The organism is Hydrogenophaga luteola, from assembly GCF_042648585.1.
In the GTDB taxonomy this organism is placed as follows: domain Bacteria; phylum Pseudomonadota; class Gammaproteobacteria; order Burkholderiales; family Burkholderiaceae_C; genus Hydrogenophaga; species Hydrogenophaga luteola.
In genome coordinates this window covers 61066-79418 of sequence record NZ_JBHRXX010000010.1, presented here as the reverse complement: position 1 = coordinate 79418, position 18353 = coordinate 61066, and the positions used below count along the sequence as shown (strand labels likewise).

Below are 18353 nucleotides of genomic sequence, written 5' to 3'. Positions count from 1 at the left end.
AAAATGGGGCCACGGGTAAATCCCAATCCACTCCCTGCGAATTAACCAACCGATCGGTCGGTTAATTCTCTATACTGCGCTTCCACCCCACTTCGGTGGTGCAGGAGACGCGCATGTACACCCAATCGTTTTCCGTCGCCGATGGCGATACCAAGGGCGCGCCCAAGTCGGGCGCAACGCCCATCCGCGCCGAAGACGCCGCGCTGCAGGCGCACTTTGACGCCGTGATCGACGCCGATGGTAAGGTCGAGCCGCGCGACTGGATGCCCGAGGCCTACCGCAAGACGCTGGTGCGCCAGATCAGCCAGCACGCGCACAGCGAGATCGTGGGCATGCTGCCCGAGGGCAACTGGATCAGCCGCGCGCCCAGCCTCAAGCGCAAGGCGATTCTGATCGCCAAGGTGCAGGACGAGGGTGGCCACGGCCTCTACCTTTACAGCGCCGCCGAGACTCTGGGCACCAGCCGGGACCAGATGCTGGACGCGCTGCACACGGGCAAAGCCAAGTACAGCTCCATCTTCAACTACCCGACGCTCAACTGGGCCGACGTGGGCGTGATCGGCTGGCTGGTCGACGGCGCGGCGATCATGAACCAGATCCCGCTGTGCCGCTGCAGCTACGGCCCCTACGCCCGCGCCATGATCCGCGTCTGCAAGGAAGAAAGCTTCCACCAGCGCCAGGGCTATGAGGCTCTGCTGGTGATGATGCAGGGCACGGCCGAGCAGAAGGCCATGGTGCAGGACGCGGTGAACCGCTACTGGTGGAAGTGCCTGGCCATGTTCGGCCCGCCCGACGCCGACAGCCCCAACAGCGTGCAGGGCATGCGCTGGGGCATCAAGCGCATCAGCAACGACGACCTGCGCCAGAAGTTCATCGACGCCACCGTGCCGCAAGCCGAGGTGCTGGGCGTGACCCTGCCCGACCCGGACCTGAAGTGGAACGAAGAGCGTGGCCACTACGACTACGGAGCGATTGACTGGGACGAGTTCTGGGCCACCGTCAATGGCAACGGACCCATGAACAAGGAACGCCTGGCCACCCGCGTCAAGGCGCACGAACAGGGCGCCTGGGTGCGCGAAGCCGCCCTCGCCCATGCCGCCAAGCAACAGCAACGTCAGCAGAAGGAGGCCGCATGAACGCGCCCGCTTTGAAAGAATGGCCCCTGTGGGAAGTGTTCGTGCGCAGCAAGCAGGGCCTGGAGCACAAGCACTGCGGCAGCCTGCACGCCAGCGACGCGCGCCACGCGCTGCAGATGGCGCGCGATGTGTACACGCGGCGGCAGGAAGGCGTGAGCATCTGGGTCGTGCCGTCCACCGCCATCACGGCCAGCGAGCCCGACAGCAAGGACAGCTTCTTCGACCCGGCGGCCGACAAGGTGTACCGCCACCCGACGTTCTACGAGATCCCCGACAAAGTGGGGCACATGTGATGAAGGCGCCGGTCGACTATTTGCTGCACCTGGCCGACAACGCCCTGGTGCTGGGCCAGCGCAACGCCGAGTGGTGCGGCCATGGCCCCATCCTCGAAGAGGACCTGGCCCTCGCCAACAACAGCCTGGATCTGATCGGGCAAGCGCGCCTGCTGTACCAGCACGCGGCCGAGCAGATCAACGGCGACGGCGCACTCGCACAGCGCTTCGCGCACCTGCAGGGCGCGCGCCAGGAAGGCCGCATCACCGAAGACACCCTGGCCTACTTCCGCGACACAGCCGAGTTCCGCAACCACACGGTCATGGAACTGCCGCACCACGGGCCGCTGGTCGGCTACGCGGTGAGCGAGCGCGACTACGCGGTGACCATCGCGCGCAACTTCCTGGTCAGCGCCTTGATGGTGCTGGTGTGGGACCGGCTGCAGACTTCGAAGGACGCGCAGCTGGCCGGCATCGCGGCGAAGTCGCTCAAGGAGGTGCGCTACCACCTGCCGCACGCCAGCGACTGGCTGGTGCGCTTTGGCGATGGCACCGAGGAATCGCACCGCCGCGCGCAGGCGGCCGTGGACCACCTGCTGCCCTTCTGCGAAGCCTTCTGGCAGCCCGGCCCGGCCGAGCGCGCCGCGGCGCAGGACGGCAGCGGCGTGGACATCACCACCCTGCGCGAGCCCTGGAATGCGTTGGTCGACGAGACGCTGAGCGAGGCCACGCTCACGCGCCACGACCAGCCGCACGAGGGCTACGTGGCGCAGGGCCACGTGGGTGTGCACTCCGAACACCTGGGTTTTCTGCTGGCCGAGATGCAGAGCCTGGCCCGCGCCCACCCGACCGCCGTCTGGTGAACACCATGGGCGTGACCACCGAGTCGTCACTGCAGGCCATCGAACGGGCACTGGCCCATCTGGCCGACCCGGAAATTCCGGTGGTCAGCCTGAGCGAGCTGGGCATCCTGCGCGAGGTGCGTGCGGGCGGCGACGGCGTGCCCGAGGTGGTCATCACGCCCACCTACAGTGGCTGCCCTGCCATGGGCCAGATCGAGGACGACATCGTCGCCACCCTTCGCGAGGCGGGACTGCCCGGCCGGGTGGTGACACAGCTCTCGCCGGCCTGGACCACCGACTGGATGAGCGAGGTCGCAAAAGACAAGTTGCGGGCCTACGGCATTGCGCCGCCGCAGTGTGGCAGCGCAGCCGCCACTGGAAACAGCGTGCTGCAGTTCAGCCGCCATGCGACCCGGCCGGTCGATGTGCCTTGCCCCCTGTGCGGCTCGCGCAACACGACACAGACCGCACCCTTCGGCTCCACGGCCTGCAAGGCGCTGTACCGCTGCCTGCACTGCCTCGAACCCTTCGACTACTTCAAGCCGTACTGAACCATGAGCACCGCCGCCGCCCGCTTTCACGACCTCACCATTGCACGCGTCGATCCCGAGGCCGCCGGCGCAGTCGCCGTTTCGCTAGCGATTCCCGAGGCCCTGCGCGAGACGTTCGCCTTCGAACCCGGCCAGTTCCTGACGCTGCGCGCCACCATCGGCGGCCAGGACGTGCGGCGCAGCTACTCAGTCAGCAGCCCACGCAGCCGGCTGATGAAACACGGCGAAGTCACGTTGGGCATCCGACCGGTGGAAGGCGGTGTGTTCTCCAACTGGGCCGCGTCGCAGCTCAAGGCCGGCGACACCCTGCGCGTCATGCCGCCGGACGGCCGCTTCACCATCCACAAGCCCCGCGCCATCCACCGCGTGGGCTTTGCGGCCGGTTCGGGCATCACGCCCATCCTGTCCATCATCGCCAGCACGCTGGAAGAATCGCCCGACGCCAAGTTCACCCTGGTCTACGGCAACCGCCGCATGGCCAGCGTGATGTTCAACGAGGCGCTGCAGGATCTCAAGGACCAGTACCCGGGCCGTCTCACCCTGATCCACGTGCTCTCGCGCCAGGCGCAGGAAGTGCCCCTGCTCGAAGGCCGCATCGACGGCGACAAGGTGCGCGAGATCATCGCCGCCTTGCTGCCGGTGGGCAGCATGGACGAGGTGTTTGTGTGCGGCCCCGAGGCCATGATCGAAGCCACCGAGAACGCGCTGCTGGACGCTGGCGTGCGACCCGACCGCATCCACACCGAACGGTTCACCTCACCGACGCTGGAGGCGCTGCCCGCCGGCCAGCGCCAAGCCGCCGTGCTCGGTCACCCGGCCGTGCGCACCGATGGCGAGGTGGCGCTGACCGTGGTGCTCGACGGCAAGCCGCACCAGCTGCGCATGGGCAAGGACGAGCACGTGCTGGATGTTGCCCTCAACGCCGGGCTGGATCTGCCCTGGTCCTGCCGGGGCGGTGTGTGCTGCACCTGCCGCGCCAAGGTGATGGAAGGCGCGGTGACCATGGACAAGAACTTCACGCTCGAACCCTGGGAAACCGAGAAGGGTTTCGTGCTCTCCTGCCAGGCGCGGCCGACCACCAGTACCCTGGTGGTCAGCTACGACGAGCGCTGAATCAGAACTTCCAGCCCAGGCCCACGCCCACGAGCACGGGGTCGACCTTGAACTTGCCGATTTCGCTGCCACCGGCCGAGACCTTGGTGCTGATGTACACCTTCTTGACGTCGAAGTTGAGGTACAGGTCCTTGCCCACCGGGATGTCGATGCCCGCCTGGAGCGACGCACCCACGCTGTTGCGCTTGATGTCCACGCCCGCCGGCAGGTTCACCGAGCTGAAACGGGTGTAGTTCAAACCAGCGCCCACATAGGGCTTCACCGGACCGGCCGGGAAGTGGTACTGCACGCTCAGGGTGGGCGGCAGGTGCTTGAGGGTACCGATCTCGGCGCTGCCGGCTGAGAGGGTGTGCTTCTGCGGCACGGTCAGGATCAGCTCGGCGGCCAGGTTGGGGCTCAGGAAGTAGGTGAAGTCCACTTCAGGCAGCCACTTGTTGTTCACGGACAGGTCCAGACCGGTGCTGTCCTTGTTGGCGCTGTTCAGGTGAACGGCGCGGGCTCGGACCAGCAGGTCGCCGGCCTTGAGGTCCTGGGCCAGCACGGGAGCGGCCACCAGGGTGGAGAGGGCGGCGATGGCAATGATGTGCTTCTTCGACATGATCAACTTCTTCCTCGTCACGGGAACATTCCCGCGCGGGCATTGGAGTCGCTCGACCCGGTCTGCCGCTTGAGTCATGTCAATGGATGTGGGCAGCGACGCGGGCGATGCGCCGCTTCTGCGCGGGCGGTTGACCCAGATCAAATCGACGCCAAGACCGGCATCCAGGGCATGCAGTTGGCGCGGCGTCTGCGCTCACCGCACAGCGTCGACCAGCGCCCGCGCGTAGATCGGGCTGGCACTGATGTCGTTGTGCCCCACGCCCGGAATGACCACCAGACGCGCCACCCCGGGCCCGAAGCGCGCCATCAGCGCAGCCGTGCGCTCCGGCCGGATCAGGGTGTCGCGCTCGGCCGCGATCAGGGTCGTCGGCACGCCGATGCGCCCCGCCACAGCGGCGGAGTCGAAACGGTCCCGGATCAGCCAGCGCACAGGCCACCAGGAAAACTGCTCGGCCGCGACGTTTTCGATGCTGTCGTAGGGGGTGAGAAGCACCAGCCTGGTCACCGCCCTCTCGCTGGCGAGGCGAATGGCCACGCCACTGCCCAGGCTGCGCCCCACGATCTTGATCTCAGAGTGCGCGTGCCGCGCATGTTCGTACAGTGCCTGCGCATCGGCGTGCAGGGCCGATTCGGTGGGCTCGCCGGTGCTCTGCCCATAGCCCCGGTAGTGCAACAGGTACAGCGCGTGGTCAGGGAACAGGCGCGCGAGCTGCGGCAGGGTGGCCGACACGTCCTCGGCGTTGCCACCGAAGTACAGGAGGGCGGGCGCGCCAGGGCGCGCGCGCACGCTGACCTGCAGCGTGGCGCCGTCCACCGGCAACGTCAGCGATTCGCCCGCCTGCCGCGCCGGCTGCGGGTGGTAGAGCAAGGAGCGCTGCCACCCGTACAAGGCCCCACAACCAGCCAGGCAGAGCAGCGCCACGGCCGACAACACCCGCACCAGCACCACCTTCAGCGCACGCATCGGGCGTCGCCCCTCACACCTTCGCCAGCGCCTGCTCCAGATCGGCGATCATGTCGTCGATGTGCTCGATGCCGACCGAGAGGCGAACCATGTCGGTGCTGACGCCGGCCTTCTTCAGCTCGTCGGGGTTGAGCTGGCGGTGCGTGGTCGAGGCCGGGTGGCAAGCCAGCGACTTGGCATCACCGATGTTCACCAGGCGGGTGAACAGCTGCAGCGCGTCCTGGAAACGGGCGCCCGCAGCGATGGCGTCGTCGGCCTTGAGGCCAAAGCTGATGATGCCGGACGCGCGGCCGCCCATGTATTGCTGCACCAGGCCATGGTCCTTGTGATCGGGCAAGCCGGCGTAGTTGACCCAGCCCACCTTGGCGTGGTTCTGCAGGTGCTGCGCCACCTTGACCGCGTTCTCGCAGATGCGGTCCATGCGCAGCGCCAGCGTCTCGATGCCCTGCAGGATCTGAAATGCGTTCATGGGCGAGAGCGCCGCGCCCATGTTGCGCAGCGGGACCACGCGGGCACGGGCGATGTAGGCGGCCGGGCCCAGCGCCTCGGTGTACACCACGCCGTGGTAGCTCACGTCGGGCTCGTTCAGGCGCTTGAAACGTGCCTTGTGTTCGGCCCAGGGGAATTTCCCGCTGTCAACGATGGCGCCACCGATGCTGGTGCCGTGGCCGCCGAGGTACTTGGTCAGCGAGTGCACCACGATGTCGGCGCCGTGCTCGAACGGGCGGCACAGGTAGGGGCTGGGCACGGTGTTGTCCACGATCAGCGGCACGCCCGCCGCGTGCGCCACCTTCGCCAGCGCGCCGATGTCGGTCACGTTGCCCAGCGGGTTGCCGACGGACTCGCAGTAGATCGCCTTGGTGCGCTCGTCGATCAGGGCCGCGAACGCTGCCGGATCGCGCGGGTCGGCGAAACGCACCGTGATGCCCTGCTGCGGGAAGGTGTGGGCAAACAGGTTGTAAGTGCCGCCGTAGAGCGTGGAGGCCGAGACAATGTTGTCGCCGGCCTCGGCAATGGTCTGGATCGCGTAGGTGATGGCCGCCATGCCCGAGGCCACGGCCAGAGCACCAATCCCGCCTTCGAGCGCCGCGATGCGGGCCTCCAGCACCCCGTTGGTGGGGTTCATGATGCGGCTGTAGATGTTGCCCGCGACCTTGAGGTCAAACAGGTCGGCGCCGTGCTGCGTGTTGTCGAAGGCGTAGGCCACCGTCTGATAGATCGGCACCGCAACGGCCTTGGTGGTCGGGTCGGGCGTGTAGCCGCCGTGCACGGCGAGGGTTTCGAGTTTCATGCGGGTCTCCTTGGTGTAGTTGATGAACAGCCGGTCATTCTGGCAGCAACTCGACCTGGGTCACCCCGCGCCCCTGCAGCCCCAGCGCGTTGAACGCCGCCTGGCTCAGATCGATGACGCGCGAGCGCTTGAATGGGCCCCGATCATTGATGCGCACCACCACCTCCTGGCCCGTGACCACGCTGCGCACGCGCACGCGGGTGCCGAAGGGCAGCGTCCTGTGCGCGGCGGTAAAGGCATGGCGATCGAAGCGTTCGCCGCTGGCCGTGCGGCGGCCGTGGAACTTGCTGCCATACCAGGAGGCGAGCCCCTTTTCGAGAACGCCTGCGGAGTCGCGGGACTCGTCCGGGCTGCGAGCCCCGTCAGCGGAGCGTTCGGCAGCGGCGGCCCCGGCGGGCTCGGTCACGGTGTCGCCGCTGCGGGGCTGGGGACTGGCGGGGCCTTGTGGCACCACCGGCACGACGGCCGGCAGCGGGTCGACGGCAGCTCCCTGCACAGGCCCGGCGGGCGGCGTGGCACAGCCTGCCAGCACCGCCGTCAGCAAAGAGAGCGCGAAGAACCGCGCGCAGCGTTTCAAAAGCGCCAGTCCAGACGCAGGCTAACGCCTTGGTCGGTCATTTTCCCGCGCAGGCTCAGGTCGTAGTGCACGCGCATTTCCAGGGCATCGCCAACCTTGTGGACCACGCCCAACCCCAGCTCGGCCAGGGTGCGCCGCTGCTCCGATCCCGGGGTTGAAAACACCGATCCACCCCCGACGAACTGGGCCGCGGTGCTGTCGCGACCGCCAGACAGGTCGTACCCGACAGCGGCCTGCGCGAGCAGATGGCTCTGTGCGCCCAGCGGATGGCGTGCCTCCACGCCCAGCTTGGCGACCAGCTCCTCCGCCTTCTGGGCCGCGACCCGCAGGTCGAGCGCCCCGGCCCCTGTTTCGGTGTACGCGTTGTGGCGCGCGCGGCGCCAGTCCAGACCCACCGACGGCGTGACCGAGGTGGTGGCCACGGTCATGGGACGTCCCATGCTCAGCCCCAGGTGAGAGGCATGACCGCGGTAGCTGGCCTTGGCCGACCGTCCGATGAAGCCCAGGCTGCGCGCGGACTTGACCGAGCTGCGCGTGGCATCGGCCTGCCATTGCAGGCGCCATGCCGAGAGATCATAGGAACCATAGCCCAGCACCTGGACACTTTCCAGATCGCTGCGGTGCGCCTGCGCGAAGTCACGGCCTTCCACACGGCCATCCAGGTAAGCCAGTCCGAAGCCCAGGGTGCTGCCGGACGCCATCGAGCCCTGGTAACCACCCGCCAGACCTTGTGTGCGCACCCGATAACCGCTGGCCTGGCGGTAGCGATCCTGGTCAACCCGGTGGTTCAGCGGCTGAACCCAGAGTCCCGCGCCGGACTTCGCGGCTGCCCCATCGGAACCGCTCCCGGCCTGCTGCCCGACCACAACCGAGCCGGTGCTCGACACATGCGCCAGCAGGGCCTGGGCCGCGTTGCCATGCATGGAGGGCATGGCCTGTCCGACGGCCCGCGCCACCGACGCGTCGTCGGGCAGACGCCCCAGGGCTGTTACCACGGCATCCCAGTCGGTGCCCGTGCGCCCGCCGCGGATGTAGCCATCCAGCACCTGGGCGGTCGGCACCCCGTTGATCAACCCCGCCTGTATGGTCGCCGGCACGATGCCCTGCCCGGGTGAGGGCGCAGGCGTGGGCACGGGCGTGGCACCACCACCGTGACCACCACCGCCCGGAGAGGGCGCAGGTGCGGGTGCTGGAGCCGGGGGAGGCGCAGGAGGCGGGGGCGTACCTGCGGCATCGACCAGCAGGTTCACCTGGTTGCCACTGGTCTGCGACCGGAAGTTGAACAAGGCGCTGTTGTCAGACACATTCGTGGCCGAAGCGGCATTGGTCAAAGTGCCTCCGGCGGTCAGTACGCCCTCCAGCGTGTCGCCTGCGGCCAGGGTGTTCGTGCCATTGACATCCACCACGAACGTGGCGCTGGGTTGCAGGTTCACGTCGCCAGACACCGTCAGACGGCCGAAGCTGGAGGAACTGCTGGCCCCCAGGCGCAAGGCTCCGGACTGGGTGTAGTTGCCCGTGATCTGGGCGTTGACGCCCTCGGGCACGTGCAGGGTGCCAGCGTTACTGAAAGCGTCCGACGTGGGGGAGAAAACCTCAATGACATGCAGCGTCGACCCCACCACCAGGCGTGCGCCCGACTGGATGCGGAACACGTTGGACCTGAAGGTGTTTTCGGTGGTGAAGACAGCGCCAGACACAACATTGACGGAGCCGTTCGTACCCACAACATTGACCGGCCCCGTGATGCGCGCCGAACCGCCACTCAGGTTGATCGTGGTGTTGCCGGTCCGTATTCCGCCCAGGATGTGCCCCGCATTGTTCAGAGTACCGAGCGTGCCATACGACTCGATGGCGTTGATACTTCCAGTCCCAGCCTGGATCTGGGCGCCCGCCTCGTTGTTCAGGACAGTGATCGTGCCGGTGCTATACACACCCAGGGCAAACGGCCCCGCGCCGATGCGACCTCGGTTGGTGACCTCGGTGATCGTCCCCTCATTCCACAATCCGTCGGACGGGTTGCCGATGATGTCTCCGTCGTTGGTGATCTGAACGCCAGTCTGCCCCGATACCACCCGCACACCTACGACCGAACTTCCACCGTCGCCGGTGATGCTGCCGGTTCCCGTGACAGACAGCGCATCCCCGGTTTGCAGCTGGCATTCACCGACCCGGGCATCCGACACCGTGATCGCGCCCGCCCCGACACACGAACCGGTGCCGGCCAGTACGGTCGAGGCAGGCAGCCCCACCGCCAGAACGGAGGCTGTGGCGAGCCCGGTGGCCGCCTGGCGAAGATCGCGACGCCTGGCGCGCGCGTTGCCAGACCGGGAAGAATGTGTTGATTTGTTTTTCATGTGGGGCCCCTGGATGAAGTCGGCGCTCAAGGTGCGTCGGCATTGCCGCCCCTCAAGCAATGGGTATTATCTTCTTACACCCACAGGCCGATTTTCCCCCTGATCCAGGGGCCACATGACAGGTCCAGGCAGGTGTCAGTGCTGAGACTGCTGCCCCGCCAGCCGCCGCACGATCTCCAGCGTCGCCACGCTCTGATTCATGGTGTAGAAGTGCAGCGCGGGCACACCGGCGCTGCGCAACCTCTCGCACAGATCGGTCACCACGTCCAGCCCGAAGGCCTTGATGGACTCGGTGTCGTCCCCGAATGCCTGCAGGCGCAAACGGATCCAGCGCGGGATCTCGGCGCCGCAGGCGTCCGAGAACCGCAGCAGCTGCGAGGAGCTGGTGATCGGCATGATCCCGGGCACCACCGGAACATCGGCACCGTGCCGGCGCGCCTCGTCCACAAAACGGAAATAGGCGTCGGCGCTGTAGAAATACTGCGTGATGGCCGAGTCGGCGCCCGCCTTCACCTTGGTCACATAGGCCTGCAGGTCGGCCTCGGGCGACTTGGCCTGCGGGTGGATCTCCGGGTAAGCGGCCACCTCGATGTGGAAGTCGCGCCCGGTCTGCTCACGGATGAAGGCCACCAGGTCGCTCGCATGCTGGAACTCGCCGCCCAGGCCGTAGCCGCTGGGCAGGTCGCCACGCAGTGCCACCAGGCGACGCACGCCCATGGCCTTGAGCGTGGCCAGCTGCTCACGCACGCCGGCCTTGGTGGCGCCGATGCACGAAAAGTGCGAGGCCGCGTCCACGCCTTCGGCCAGGATCTCCTGCACGGTGTCGAAGGTGCCCTTCTGGGTGGAGCCGCCGGCGCCATAGGTCACCGAGCAGAACTCGGGCTGCAGCGCGTACAGCTTCTGGCGCACCACGCGCAGCTTCTCGGCGCCCTCGGGCGTCTTGGGCGGAAAGAATTCAAAACTCAGGGGCAGGCCCATACGAAGAACTCCCGGTTGCCATCACCACCGGTGATGGCGCTTTCAAAATAGTCCCGCAGTCGCAGGCCGTTGTCGTCGCAGGCCTGTGCGATGCGTTGTTGCACGAGCGCGTGGCTCGCGTTGTCTTTCACCAGCCCGCCCTTGCCGATGTGCCCGGGCTGCAGCTCGAACTGCGGCTTGACCAGCATGAGCAGGTGGCCAGTGGGTTTGAGCAGCGGCACAATGGCCGGCCACACCAGGGTCTGCGAAATGAAGGACAGGTCGCCGACGATCAGGTCGAAGCTCTCGCTGCCGCCACCGGCATCCGCCAACTGCTGCGCCGTCAGCTCGCGCGCGTTGCACTTCTCGATGCAGACCACACGCGGATCGCTGCGCAACTGCGGGTGCAACTGGCCCTGGCCCACGTCCACGCCCACCACCTGCGCCGCGCCGCACTGCAGGAGGCAGTCGGTGAAGCCGCCGCTGCTCTGCCCCACATCCAGACAGCGCAAGCCGGCGACGTCGAGGCGACAGTGCGCCAGCGCGCCGTCCAGCTTGAGGCCGCCCCGCGAGACGTAGCGCGACTCTGCCGTGTCCAGCAGCTCCAGCTCCACCGTCTCGCGCAGCTCCTCGCCGTTCTTGGCCACTGGCTTCCAGTCGCCGCCCGGCAGGCGCCAGCGCACCCCCGCGGCGATCAGCCGCTGGGCCTGCGAACGCGACGCGGCCAACCCTCGCTCGACGAGCAACTGGTCAGCGCGCATCGGCGATCAGTACCGGTACGTATCCGGCTTGTACGGACCGTTCTTGGGCACACCGATGTACGCGGCCTGCTCGTCGCTCAGCTCGGTCAGCATGGCGCCGACCTTCTTCAGGTGCAGGCGCGCGACTTTCTCGTCCAGGTGCTTGGGCAGCACGTAGACCTTGCCCACGTCATAGCCTTCGGGGTGCGTGAACAGCTCGATCTGGGCGATCGTCTGGTTGGCGAACGAGTTGGACATCACGAAGCTGGGGTGGCCAGTGCCGCAACCCAGGTTCACCAGGCGCCCCTTGGCCAGCAGGATGATGCGCTTTCCATCCGGAAAGATCACGTGATCGACCTGGGGCTTGATCTCTTCCCACTGGCACTTCTCTTCCAGCTTGGCGACCTGGATCTCGTTGTCGAAGTGACCGATGTTGCAGACGATGGACTGGTCCTTCATCGCGGCCATGTGCTCGTAGGTGATCACGTCGCGGTTGCCGGTGGTGGTCACGAAGATGTCGGCCTTGTCGGCGGCCCACTCCATGGTCACGATTTTGAAGCCTTCCATCGCGGCCTGCAGCGCGTTGATCGGGTCGATCTCGGTCACCCAGACCTGGGCGCTCAGGGCGCGCAGGGCCTGGGCCGAGCCCTTGCCCACGTCACCGTAGCCACAGACCACGGCCACCTTGCCGGCGATCATCACGTCGGTGGCGCGCTTGATGCCGTCCACCAAGCTCTCGCGGCAGCCGTACAGGTTGTCGAACTTGCTCTTGGTCACCGAGTCGTTGACGTTGATGGCGCGGAACATCAGCGTGCCCTTGGCCGACATTTCCTTGAGGCGGTGCACACCGGTGGTGGTCTCTTCGGTCACGCCGATGATCTGGGCGCTCTTGCGGCTGTACCAGGTGTCGTCCTCGGCCAGCTTGGCCTTGATGGCGGAGAACAGGATGCGCTCTTCTTCGCTGCCGGGGTTGGCCAGCACCGACTGGTCCTTCTCGGCGCGCTTGCCCAGGTGCATGAGCAGCGTGGCGTCACCGCCGTCGTCCAGGATCATGTTGGGGCCTTCGCCTTCCGAACCCTTGGGGCCGAAGTCGAAGATGCGGTGGGTGTAGTCCCAGTAGTCGACCAGGGTCTCGCCCTTGACGGCGAACACCGGCGTGCCGGCGGCGGCGATGGCGGCGGCGGCGTGGTCCTGGGTGGAGAAGATGTTGCACGAGGCCCAGCGCACGTCGGCGCCCAGGGCCTTGAGCGTCTCGATCAGCACGGCCGTCTGGATGGTCATGTGCAGCGAGCCGGTGATGCGCGCGCCCTTGAGGGGCTGCTTGGCCGCAAACTCTTCGCGGATGGCCATCAGGCCAGGCATCTCGGTTTCGGCGATCTTGATTTCTTTGCGGCCCCAGTCGGCCAGGCCGATGTCGGCGATGACGCAGTCGGTGGCGACGGCGGGAATGCGTGCGTTCATGGTTCGCTCCATTGAAGGTTGATGAACCACTTCACGGGCGACACGGGGACAAAAAAAAGCCCATCGCACGGAAGTGGATGAGCGTCGTTGCATGGATGTCCGAGCCTCACGAACCGCGCCGACCGGGGGTCGGGGGTGCGCTGCAACGCTCCTCGGATGGCCACGATTCTACCGCAGCACCCGGATTTGCGCATCTGCGAAACTGGCGGACCTTTATGACCCATTCCCCGCTTTCCGACTGGCCGCTGGCCGATCGCGCCCGCATCCATGGCGTGCTCACCGACATCGACGACACCCTGACCACCGACGGCGCGATCACGTCCGATGCGCTGGCCGCGCTGCAGGCCCTGCGCGCCGCGGGTCTGCCCGTGTTCGCCATCACCGGCCGGCCCGCAGGCTGGAGCGAGCCGTTTGCGCTGGCCTGGCCGGTGGACGCCATCGTGGCGGAGAACGGTGCGGTGGCGCTCTGGCGCGGCGCCGACGGCTCGCTGCAGAAGGACTGGCTGCAGGACGAGGCCACCCGCCGCAGGAACTTTGCGCAGTTGCAGGCGGTGGCGCAGCGGGTGCTGGCCGAGCTGCCGCACGCCCGCCTGTCGCAGGACAGCCCCGGGCGCGAGACCGACATCGCCATCGACCACAGCGAGTTCGCCCACCTGCACGAGGCCGACATCCAGCGCGTGGTGGCGCTGATGCGCGAAGGCGGCCTGAACGCCACCGTGAGCTCCATCCACATCAACGGCTGGATCGGCGAACACCACAAGCTCGAAGGCGCGCGCTGGATCGTGCGCCAGCGCCTGGGCCGCGACCTCGATGCCGAGCGGGACCGCTGGGTCTATGTCGGCGACTCGACCAACGACGCGCGGATGTTCGGCCATTTCCCGCACAGCGTCGGTGTGGCCAACGTCGCCCGCTTCTGGCACCAGCTCACGCAGCACCCGCGCTACGTCAGCACAGGGGAGCGCGGCGCCGGCTTTGCCGAAGTGGCGCAGGCCGTGCTGGCCGCACGTTCGGGCGGAGTCCCCGCATGAGCGGACCGCTGCAACCGCCGCTGTCCAGCACCACCGCAGCACCACCGCCTGCGCTCGCGCGGCGTGGGCTCTGGGCGATCTTCATCGCCACCTTCTGCGAACTGGTCGGTTACTTCATGCTCGCGCCCTGGCTGCTGCTGCGCCTGAAGGATGGGGGCGTGTCCACCGCGCTGGCTGGGCTGTTCGCGGCCAGTGGCTGGATCGGCATCTTCGTGGTGACGCCGTTCGCCTCGGCCATCACCCAGCGGCTGGGGCGGCGGCCCACGCTGTGGTTGTCGGCCGCGGTGCCGGTGGTGGCCACCACCGGTTTCCTGTTCACCGACGCCCTGCCGCTGTGGTTCCTGTTCGAGTTCATCGCCGGCATCGCCTCCGGCCTGCGCTGGGTGCTGGCCGAGGCGGTGGTGGCCGAGTTCGCACCGCCGCAGCAGCGCGGGCGCATGGTCGGCCTGTTCGAGACCATGGTCGGCACCACCTTCGTGATCGGCCCGGCCCTGCTGGCACTGGTGGGGCCTACCAGCCCGGTGGCGCTGTGGATCGTGCTGGGCTTTCTGGTGCTGGGCCTGCTGGGCAGCTTCTGGATTCCGCGCCTGCCAGCTGCGGCCGACGCGCACGAGGCGCGGGTGGGCCTGCACGGGGTCTGGCACGCGCTGCGCGCGCACCCGCTGATCATGACGGTCGGCTTCGTGGGCGGCTTCTTCGAAAGCGGCCTGACCTCTATCCTGCCGCTCTACGGCCTGGCACTGGGTATGGGGGCCGCTGCGGCGGCGCTGCTGGTGTCAGCCAGCGGTCTGGGCAGCGCGCTGATGATGCTGCCCGCCGGCCTGCTGGCCGACCGGCCCGCCCTGCAGCAGCGCCACGGCGGCGAACACGGCGCCCGCGTGGTAATCCTGCACGCCTGCGCCCTGGTCACCCTGCTGGCCACGGTGCTGATCCCCTTCGTGGCCGGCGCGCCCTGGCTGGCCGCGGCGGTGGCCTTCGTCTGGGGCGGGGCGGGCGGCAGCCTGTACACGCTTGCCATGATCGACATCGGCTCGCGGGAAGAAGGCATCACCCTGGTCAACAGCACGGCGGTGCTGGTGCTGTCGTACACGCTGGGCGGCGTGCTGGCGCCGGCGTTGGGTGCCGCCATGCTGGACTGGGCGCCGGTGATCGGCTTCCCGGCGCTGCTGCTGGCGGTGGCCGGACCGGGTTGGTGGCTGCTGCGGCGCGAGCACCGCAGCCTGCGCTCAAGGCGCCGCGGCCGCGCCTGAGGGCGACTCGGCTTGCGCCGCGGGGCGAGGTCGGTCCAGCACCCGGTCGGCCAGGCCGCCGCCGATCCACATGCCCGCCAGCGTGAGCCAGGCCGTGACGGCAAAGATGGCGCCGCCGGTCATGCCCGCGCCCACCGCGCAGCCGCCGGCCAGCATGGAGCCGAAGCCCATGAAGATGGCGCCGGCGATGTAGCGTGGCATGGTGTAGCCACCGCCGAAACCTTCGAGCTTCCAGTCGCCGCCCACCAGGGCTCCGATCAGCGAGCCCAGGAACACGCCCGGCATCAGGCCGAGGTCGAAGCTCCAGGGTTCGGCTGGGTTGCTCAGCACGCGCATCAGCCACTCGGCCGAGGGGCCGCTGAAGGTCATGCCCTGCACCTGCACCGGCTCGAAGGAATGCGCCAGCACCTGGTAGGTGAACAGCCAGGCCAGGGCCACGGCCAGCCCGGTGCCGATGCCGCCCAGCCATTTCCAGGCACCCCAGCCGCTGTAGTAGGCGAAGAAGCCCGCCGTCACCATCCACACCGCACCGAAGGCCAGGCCGTCGTTCGGCCCCACACCGACCAGCGCCAGCAGGCTGCGCGCCGGCCCGCCGTCCACCACCCACAGCCCGGCAACCGCCTCGCGCCAGGGGGCCAGCACGCCAGCCAGCGAGGCCTGTGCTGTGACCGCGAAGATCAGGCCCGAGAGCAGCGCGCGCAGGTTGCCGTTGGCCGAGAGCACCAGCAGTCGGCTGGCGCAGCCGCGCGTCATCACCATGCCGACACCAAAGATCAGGCCGCCGATCAGCGCCCCCGACAGACTGCCCCGGGACGAGAGTTGCCGCGCCGTGCCCACATCGAGCAGGCCCGACACCACGAACAGCTGCACAGCCACCACCGCGGTGGAAAAGGCCAGCAGCCAGACCGCGAGCTTCTCACCGAATTTCCCATGCCAGAACTCGATGACCGCCGCGCGCAGACAGAACTTCGAGCGCTGTGCAAAAAAGCCGAACAGCAGCCCGCTGAGCAGGCCGCACACCAGCAGCACATGGGGTTCTCCGTAGTGTTCGATCCAGCCGGTCCAGTCCATTTCGGCACTCCATTCGCACATTTGCAATGACTGATATTAAGTCCGGACCGCCCACTGCGAACTGATCCAGATCAGCGCCGGCGCAAAGGCATCTGGTAGAGCCAGACGGGTTTGCCGGGCACGGTTTCCAGCCGCGCCTCGGGTCGGTACCCGTTGGCTTCGAACTCCAGACTCACCAGCCAGGCACCCGGCGCCAGTTCGGCGGCGGCCTTTTCCATCGCCCGCGGCATGCTCTCCGGCCGCTGGAACAGGTAGACCAGCTGGTAGACCGACCAGTCTTCGGCCCAGATGTCGGCCCGGCGCACCGACGCGAAACGGCAGCGCAACCGGCACAGCAGGGCCAGCGGCCAGCTCCATTCCAGTCCGTGAATCTGCGCCTTCGGGTACTGGCGGTGCAGCGCCATCAGGCCGGCGCCGAGCCCGCAACCGGCGTCCACCACCCGCGCGCCTTCGGGCAGCGGCGCCTTCTGCGCCAGCCCGTCCAGCGCCTCGCCGGGGGTGGGAAACAGTGGCGCGTCGCCCCAGCTGCCCAGCGGGTACAGGGCCAGCAGCAGCGCCAGCGGCAGCAGCCACACCCAGCCGGGCACGGCCGCCGCCGCGCCGCTGGCCAGCAGCGAGAGCGGAAAGCCCGCGAGCATGAACAGGCGCCGCCAGGGCGTGCGCCCGGTCCAGGCGGCCAGACCGGCGGCCAGCAGCGCCACCACGAAGGCCCCCACCGGCCCCAGACCAGCCACCTGAAAGCCCATGAACAAGCCCCAGGCCAGTGCCCAGGTCAACAGCGCGGGAAGCGGCCAGATCAGCATGCGGGCATTGTCATCGCTCGCTGCGCAGGCTCGCGTCACAACCGATGCCGGCCGCGATCCAGCGTCGGGCCAGTCGGCGCAGCAGCGGCGCGGCCCAGCGCCAGTGCAGGCCGAGCACGCCTTCGGCATCGCTGATCGCACCACAGCGGTAGAGACCTTGCGCCCCGTCCCAGCGCAGGGCGTCGCAGGCGCCGTGGCGCTTGCGCGAGATCACACGCCCCAGCGGACAGGGTTCGGCCAGGCAGCAGACGCCGCAGCCGTTGCAGGGCGCGCCCTCGGCCGGCTGGGCCGGCGCGGCCGGGTGAATGTGGATGACCTGGTGCGGCACGGCCACAGCGTAGCGCAATCACGGGCGTCGCCAAGGCGATGCTGGCGGCTTGCCTCGGCTGCGCCGCGTGTCTATGGTGCGCCTTCCACCACCACATTCAGGAGACAACACCATGGGCTTCGACCCGCGTTTTTCCGTGCTCGTCTCGGGCTACTCCTTCCTTGAAAGCCCGCGCTGGCACGACGACCACCTGTGGCTGTCGGACTTCTACACCCACCAGGTCATCCGCGTCGACGGGCAGGGCCGGGTGGAAAAAATCGCCGACGTGCCGCAGCAGCCCTCGGGCATGGGCTGGCTGCCCGACGGGCGCCTGCTGGTGGTCTCGATGCGCGACCGCAAGCTGTTGCGCCGCGAGGCCGACGGCCGCCTCGTCACGCACGCCGACCTGTCGCCCATCGCGGACGGCTCGGTCAACGACATGGTGGTGGACGCGCAGGGCCGCGCCTACGTGGGCAACTTTGGCTTCGACCTGATGGGCGGCGGAACCCCGCAGACCGCCACGCTGGCGCGGGTCGACCCCGATGGCTCGGTGCACGCGGCGGCAGAAGGCCTGTATTTCCCCAACGGCAGCATGATCACGCCAGACGGCCAGACCCTGATCGTCGCTGAGACGATGGGCAACCGCATCTCGGCCTTCGACATCCAGCCCGACGGCCAGCTGGGGCCGCGCCGCGACTGGGCCGCCTGGGGTCCGCTGCCCGCGATGACCGACGTGCCGAGCGTGCTGGGTGCGCTCAAGGCCGCACCCGACGGCGCCACACTGGACGCCGAGGGCGCGGTGTGGTTCGCCGACGCCGTGGGCCACCGCGTGGTGCGCATGGCCCCGGGCGGCGAGATCCTGGAAAGCATTTCCACCGGGGACCAGGGCGCCTTCGCCTGCACACTTGGCGGCCCCGATGGCCGCACCCTGTTCATCTGCGTCGCGCCGGACTTCCTGGAGCACGCGCGACAGGCCACGCGCGAGGCGGCCATCTGGACGACCCGGGTCGCAGTCCCGGGGGCCGGCCGCCCCTGA

General features: G+C 68.2%; 19 protein-coding genes and 1 riboswitch. Of the genes, 8 read left to right on the top strand and 11 right to left on the bottom strand.

Features of this window, described 5'->3' with window-relative positions; all coding sequences use genetic code 11:
- Nucleotides 1-113: 113 nt before the first annotated feature.
- Genes paaA through ACFOPI_RS22185 form a run of 5 tightly spaced genes read left to right on the top strand, consistent with a single transcriptional unit; the run spans nucleotide 114 to nucleotide 3914 of the window.
- Nucleotides 114-1136 carry a 1,2-phenylacetyl-CoA epoxidase subunit PaaA gene (paaA, locus tag ACFOPI_RS22205; RefSeq protein WP_382178995.1) on the top strand — a complete coding sequence of 341 codons (1023 nt, stop codon included), beginning with the start codon at nucleotides 114-116 and terminating at the stop codon, nucleotides 1134-1136.
- Nucleotides 1133-1429 (top strand): 1,2-phenylacetyl-CoA epoxidase subunit PaaB, encoded by a 297-nt coding sequence (paaB, locus tag ACFOPI_RS22200; RefSeq protein WP_079366626.1) that lies wholly within the window; start codon nucleotides 1133-1135, stop codon nucleotides 1427-1429. The genes paaA and paaB overlap by 4 nt, the downstream gene beginning before the upstream one ends.
- Nucleotides 1429-2271: a 1,2-phenylacetyl-CoA epoxidase subunit PaaC gene (gene paaC, locus ACFOPI_RS22195; protein WP_382178991.1), complete on the top strand. Its 843-nt coding sequence runs from the start codon at nucleotides 1429-1431 to the stop codon at nucleotides 2269-2271. The genes paaB and paaC overlap by 1 nt, the downstream gene beginning before the upstream one ends.
- Nucleotides 2272-2276: 5 nt before the next feature.
- Nucleotides 2277-2801, top strand: a complete 525-nt coding sequence (gene paaD, locus ACFOPI_RS22190) for a 1,2-phenylacetyl-CoA epoxidase subunit PaaD (protein ID WP_382178988.1) — start codon at nucleotides 2277-2279, stop codon at nucleotides 2799-2801.
- Between the two features lie 3 nt (nucleotides 2802-2804).
- On the top strand, nucleotides 2805-3914 hold the full coding sequence (locus ACFOPI_RS22185) for a 2Fe-2S iron-sulfur cluster-binding protein (protein ID WP_382178985.1): 1110 nt from the start codon (nucleotides 2805-2807) through the stop codon (nucleotides 3912-3914).
- A gap of 1 nt (nucleotide 3915) precedes the next feature.
- Here the strand turns inward: ACFOPI_RS22185 and ACFOPI_RS22180 are convergent, their stop codons facing one another.
- From ACFOPI_RS22180 to ahcY, 8 genes are all read right to left on the bottom strand, one after another.
- Nucleotides 3916-4512, bottom strand: a complete 597-nt coding sequence (locus ACFOPI_RS22180) for an OmpW/AlkL family protein (protein ID WP_382178982.1) — start codon at nucleotides 4510-4512, stop codon at nucleotides 3916-3918.
- Nucleotides 4513-4707: 195 nt separating this feature from the next.
- Entirely contained in the window at nucleotides 4708-5478 is a 771-nt protein-coding gene (locus ACFOPI_RS22175; RefSeq protein ID WP_382178979.1) for an alpha/beta hydrolase, read from the bottom strand.
- 13 nt (nucleotides 5479-5491) lie between these two features.
- On the bottom strand, nucleotides 5492-6769 hold the full coding sequence (locus tag ACFOPI_RS22170; protein WP_382178976.1) for an O-acetylhomoserine aminocarboxypropyltransferase/cysteine synthase family protein: 1278 nt from the start codon (nucleotides 6767-6769) through the stop codon (nucleotides 5492-5494).
- Between the two features lie 34 nt (nucleotides 6770-6803).
- Nucleotides 6804-7346, bottom strand: coding sequence for a septal ring lytic transglycosylase RlpA family protein (locus tag ACFOPI_RS22165; RefSeq protein ID WP_382178973.1), 543 nt, complete (start codon nucleotides 7344-7346; stop codon nucleotides 6804-6806).
- Nucleotides 7343-9700, bottom strand: coding sequence for an autotransporter outer membrane beta-barrel domain-containing protein (locus tag ACFOPI_RS22160; protein ID WP_382178970.1), 2358 nt, complete (start codon nucleotides 9698-9700; stop codon nucleotides 7343-7345). The genes ACFOPI_RS22165 and ACFOPI_RS22160 overlap by 4 nt, the downstream gene beginning before the upstream one ends.
- 135 nt (nucleotides 9701-9835) lie before the next feature.
- On the bottom strand, nucleotides 9836-10678 hold the full coding sequence (gene metF / locus ACFOPI_RS22155) for a methylenetetrahydrofolate reductase [NAD(P)H] (protein ID WP_382178967.1): 843 nt from the start codon (nucleotides 10676-10678) through the stop codon (nucleotides 9836-9838).
- The gene (locus ACFOPI_RS22150) at nucleotides 10663-11418 is read right to left on the bottom strand and encodes a TlyA family RNA methyltransferase (RefSeq protein WP_382178964.1); all 756 of its coding nucleotides are present in this window, start codon (nucleotides 11416-11418) and stop codon (nucleotides 10663-10665) included. The genes metF and ACFOPI_RS22150 overlap by 16 nt, the downstream gene beginning before the upstream one ends.
- A gap of 6 nt (nucleotides 11419-11424) precedes the next feature.
- Entirely contained in the window at nucleotides 11425-12858 is a 1434-nt protein-coding gene (gene ahcY, locus ACFOPI_RS22145; protein ID WP_382178961.1) for an adenosylhomocysteinase, read from the bottom strand.
- A 72-nt stretch (nucleotides 12859-12930) separates the two neighbouring features.
- A riboswitch (S-adenosyl-L-homocysteine riboswitch) is annotated at nucleotides 12931-13018 on the bottom strand.
- A gap of 55 nt (nucleotides 13019-13073) precedes the next feature.
- On the opposite strand from ahcY, the gene ACFOPI_RS22140 reads away from it, so the two are divergent.
- Both ACFOPI_RS22140 and ACFOPI_RS22135 read left to right on the top strand, forming a co-directional pair.
- The gene (locus ACFOPI_RS22140; RefSeq protein ID WP_382178958.1) at nucleotides 13074-13886 is read left to right on the top strand and encodes an HAD-IIB family hydrolase; all 813 of its coding nucleotides are present in this window, start codon (nucleotides 13074-13076) and stop codon (nucleotides 13884-13886) included.
- A complete protein-coding gene (locus ACFOPI_RS22135; protein WP_382178955.1) occupies nucleotides 13883-15136 on the top strand; it encodes an MFS transporter in 1254 nt (417 codons plus the stop codon). The genes ACFOPI_RS22140 and ACFOPI_RS22135 overlap by 4 nt, the downstream gene beginning before the upstream one ends.
- On the opposite strand, the gene ACFOPI_RS22130 is transcribed toward ACFOPI_RS22135, so the two are convergent.
- From ACFOPI_RS22130 to ACFOPI_RS22120, 3 genes are all read right to left on the bottom strand, one after another.
- Entirely contained in the window at nucleotides 15113-16207 is a 1095-nt protein-coding gene (locus tag ACFOPI_RS22130) for a YeeE/YedE family protein (RefSeq protein ID WP_382178952.1), read from the bottom strand. The two genes, ACFOPI_RS22135 and ACFOPI_RS22130, sit on opposite strands and share 24 nt — an antisense overlap.
- 71 nt (nucleotides 16208-16278) lie before the next feature.
- Nucleotides 16279-17010, bottom strand: a complete 732-nt coding sequence (locus ACFOPI_RS22125; RefSeq protein WP_382178949.1) for a class I SAM-dependent methyltransferase — start codon at nucleotides 17008-17010, stop codon at nucleotides 16279-16281.
- A 10-nt stretch (nucleotides 17011-17020) separates the two neighbouring features.
- Complete coding sequence (locus ACFOPI_RS22120; protein ID WP_382178946.1) at nucleotides 17021-17338, bottom strand: hypothetical protein; 318 nt, start codon at nucleotides 17336-17338, stop codon at nucleotides 17021-17023.
- Nucleotides 17339-17450: 112 nt separating this feature from the next.
- On the opposite strand from ACFOPI_RS22120, the gene ACFOPI_RS22115 reads away from it, so the two are divergent.
- Entirely contained in the window at nucleotides 17451-18353 is a 903-nt protein-coding gene (locus tag ACFOPI_RS22115) for an SMP-30/gluconolactonase/LRE family protein (protein ID WP_382178943.1), read from the top strand.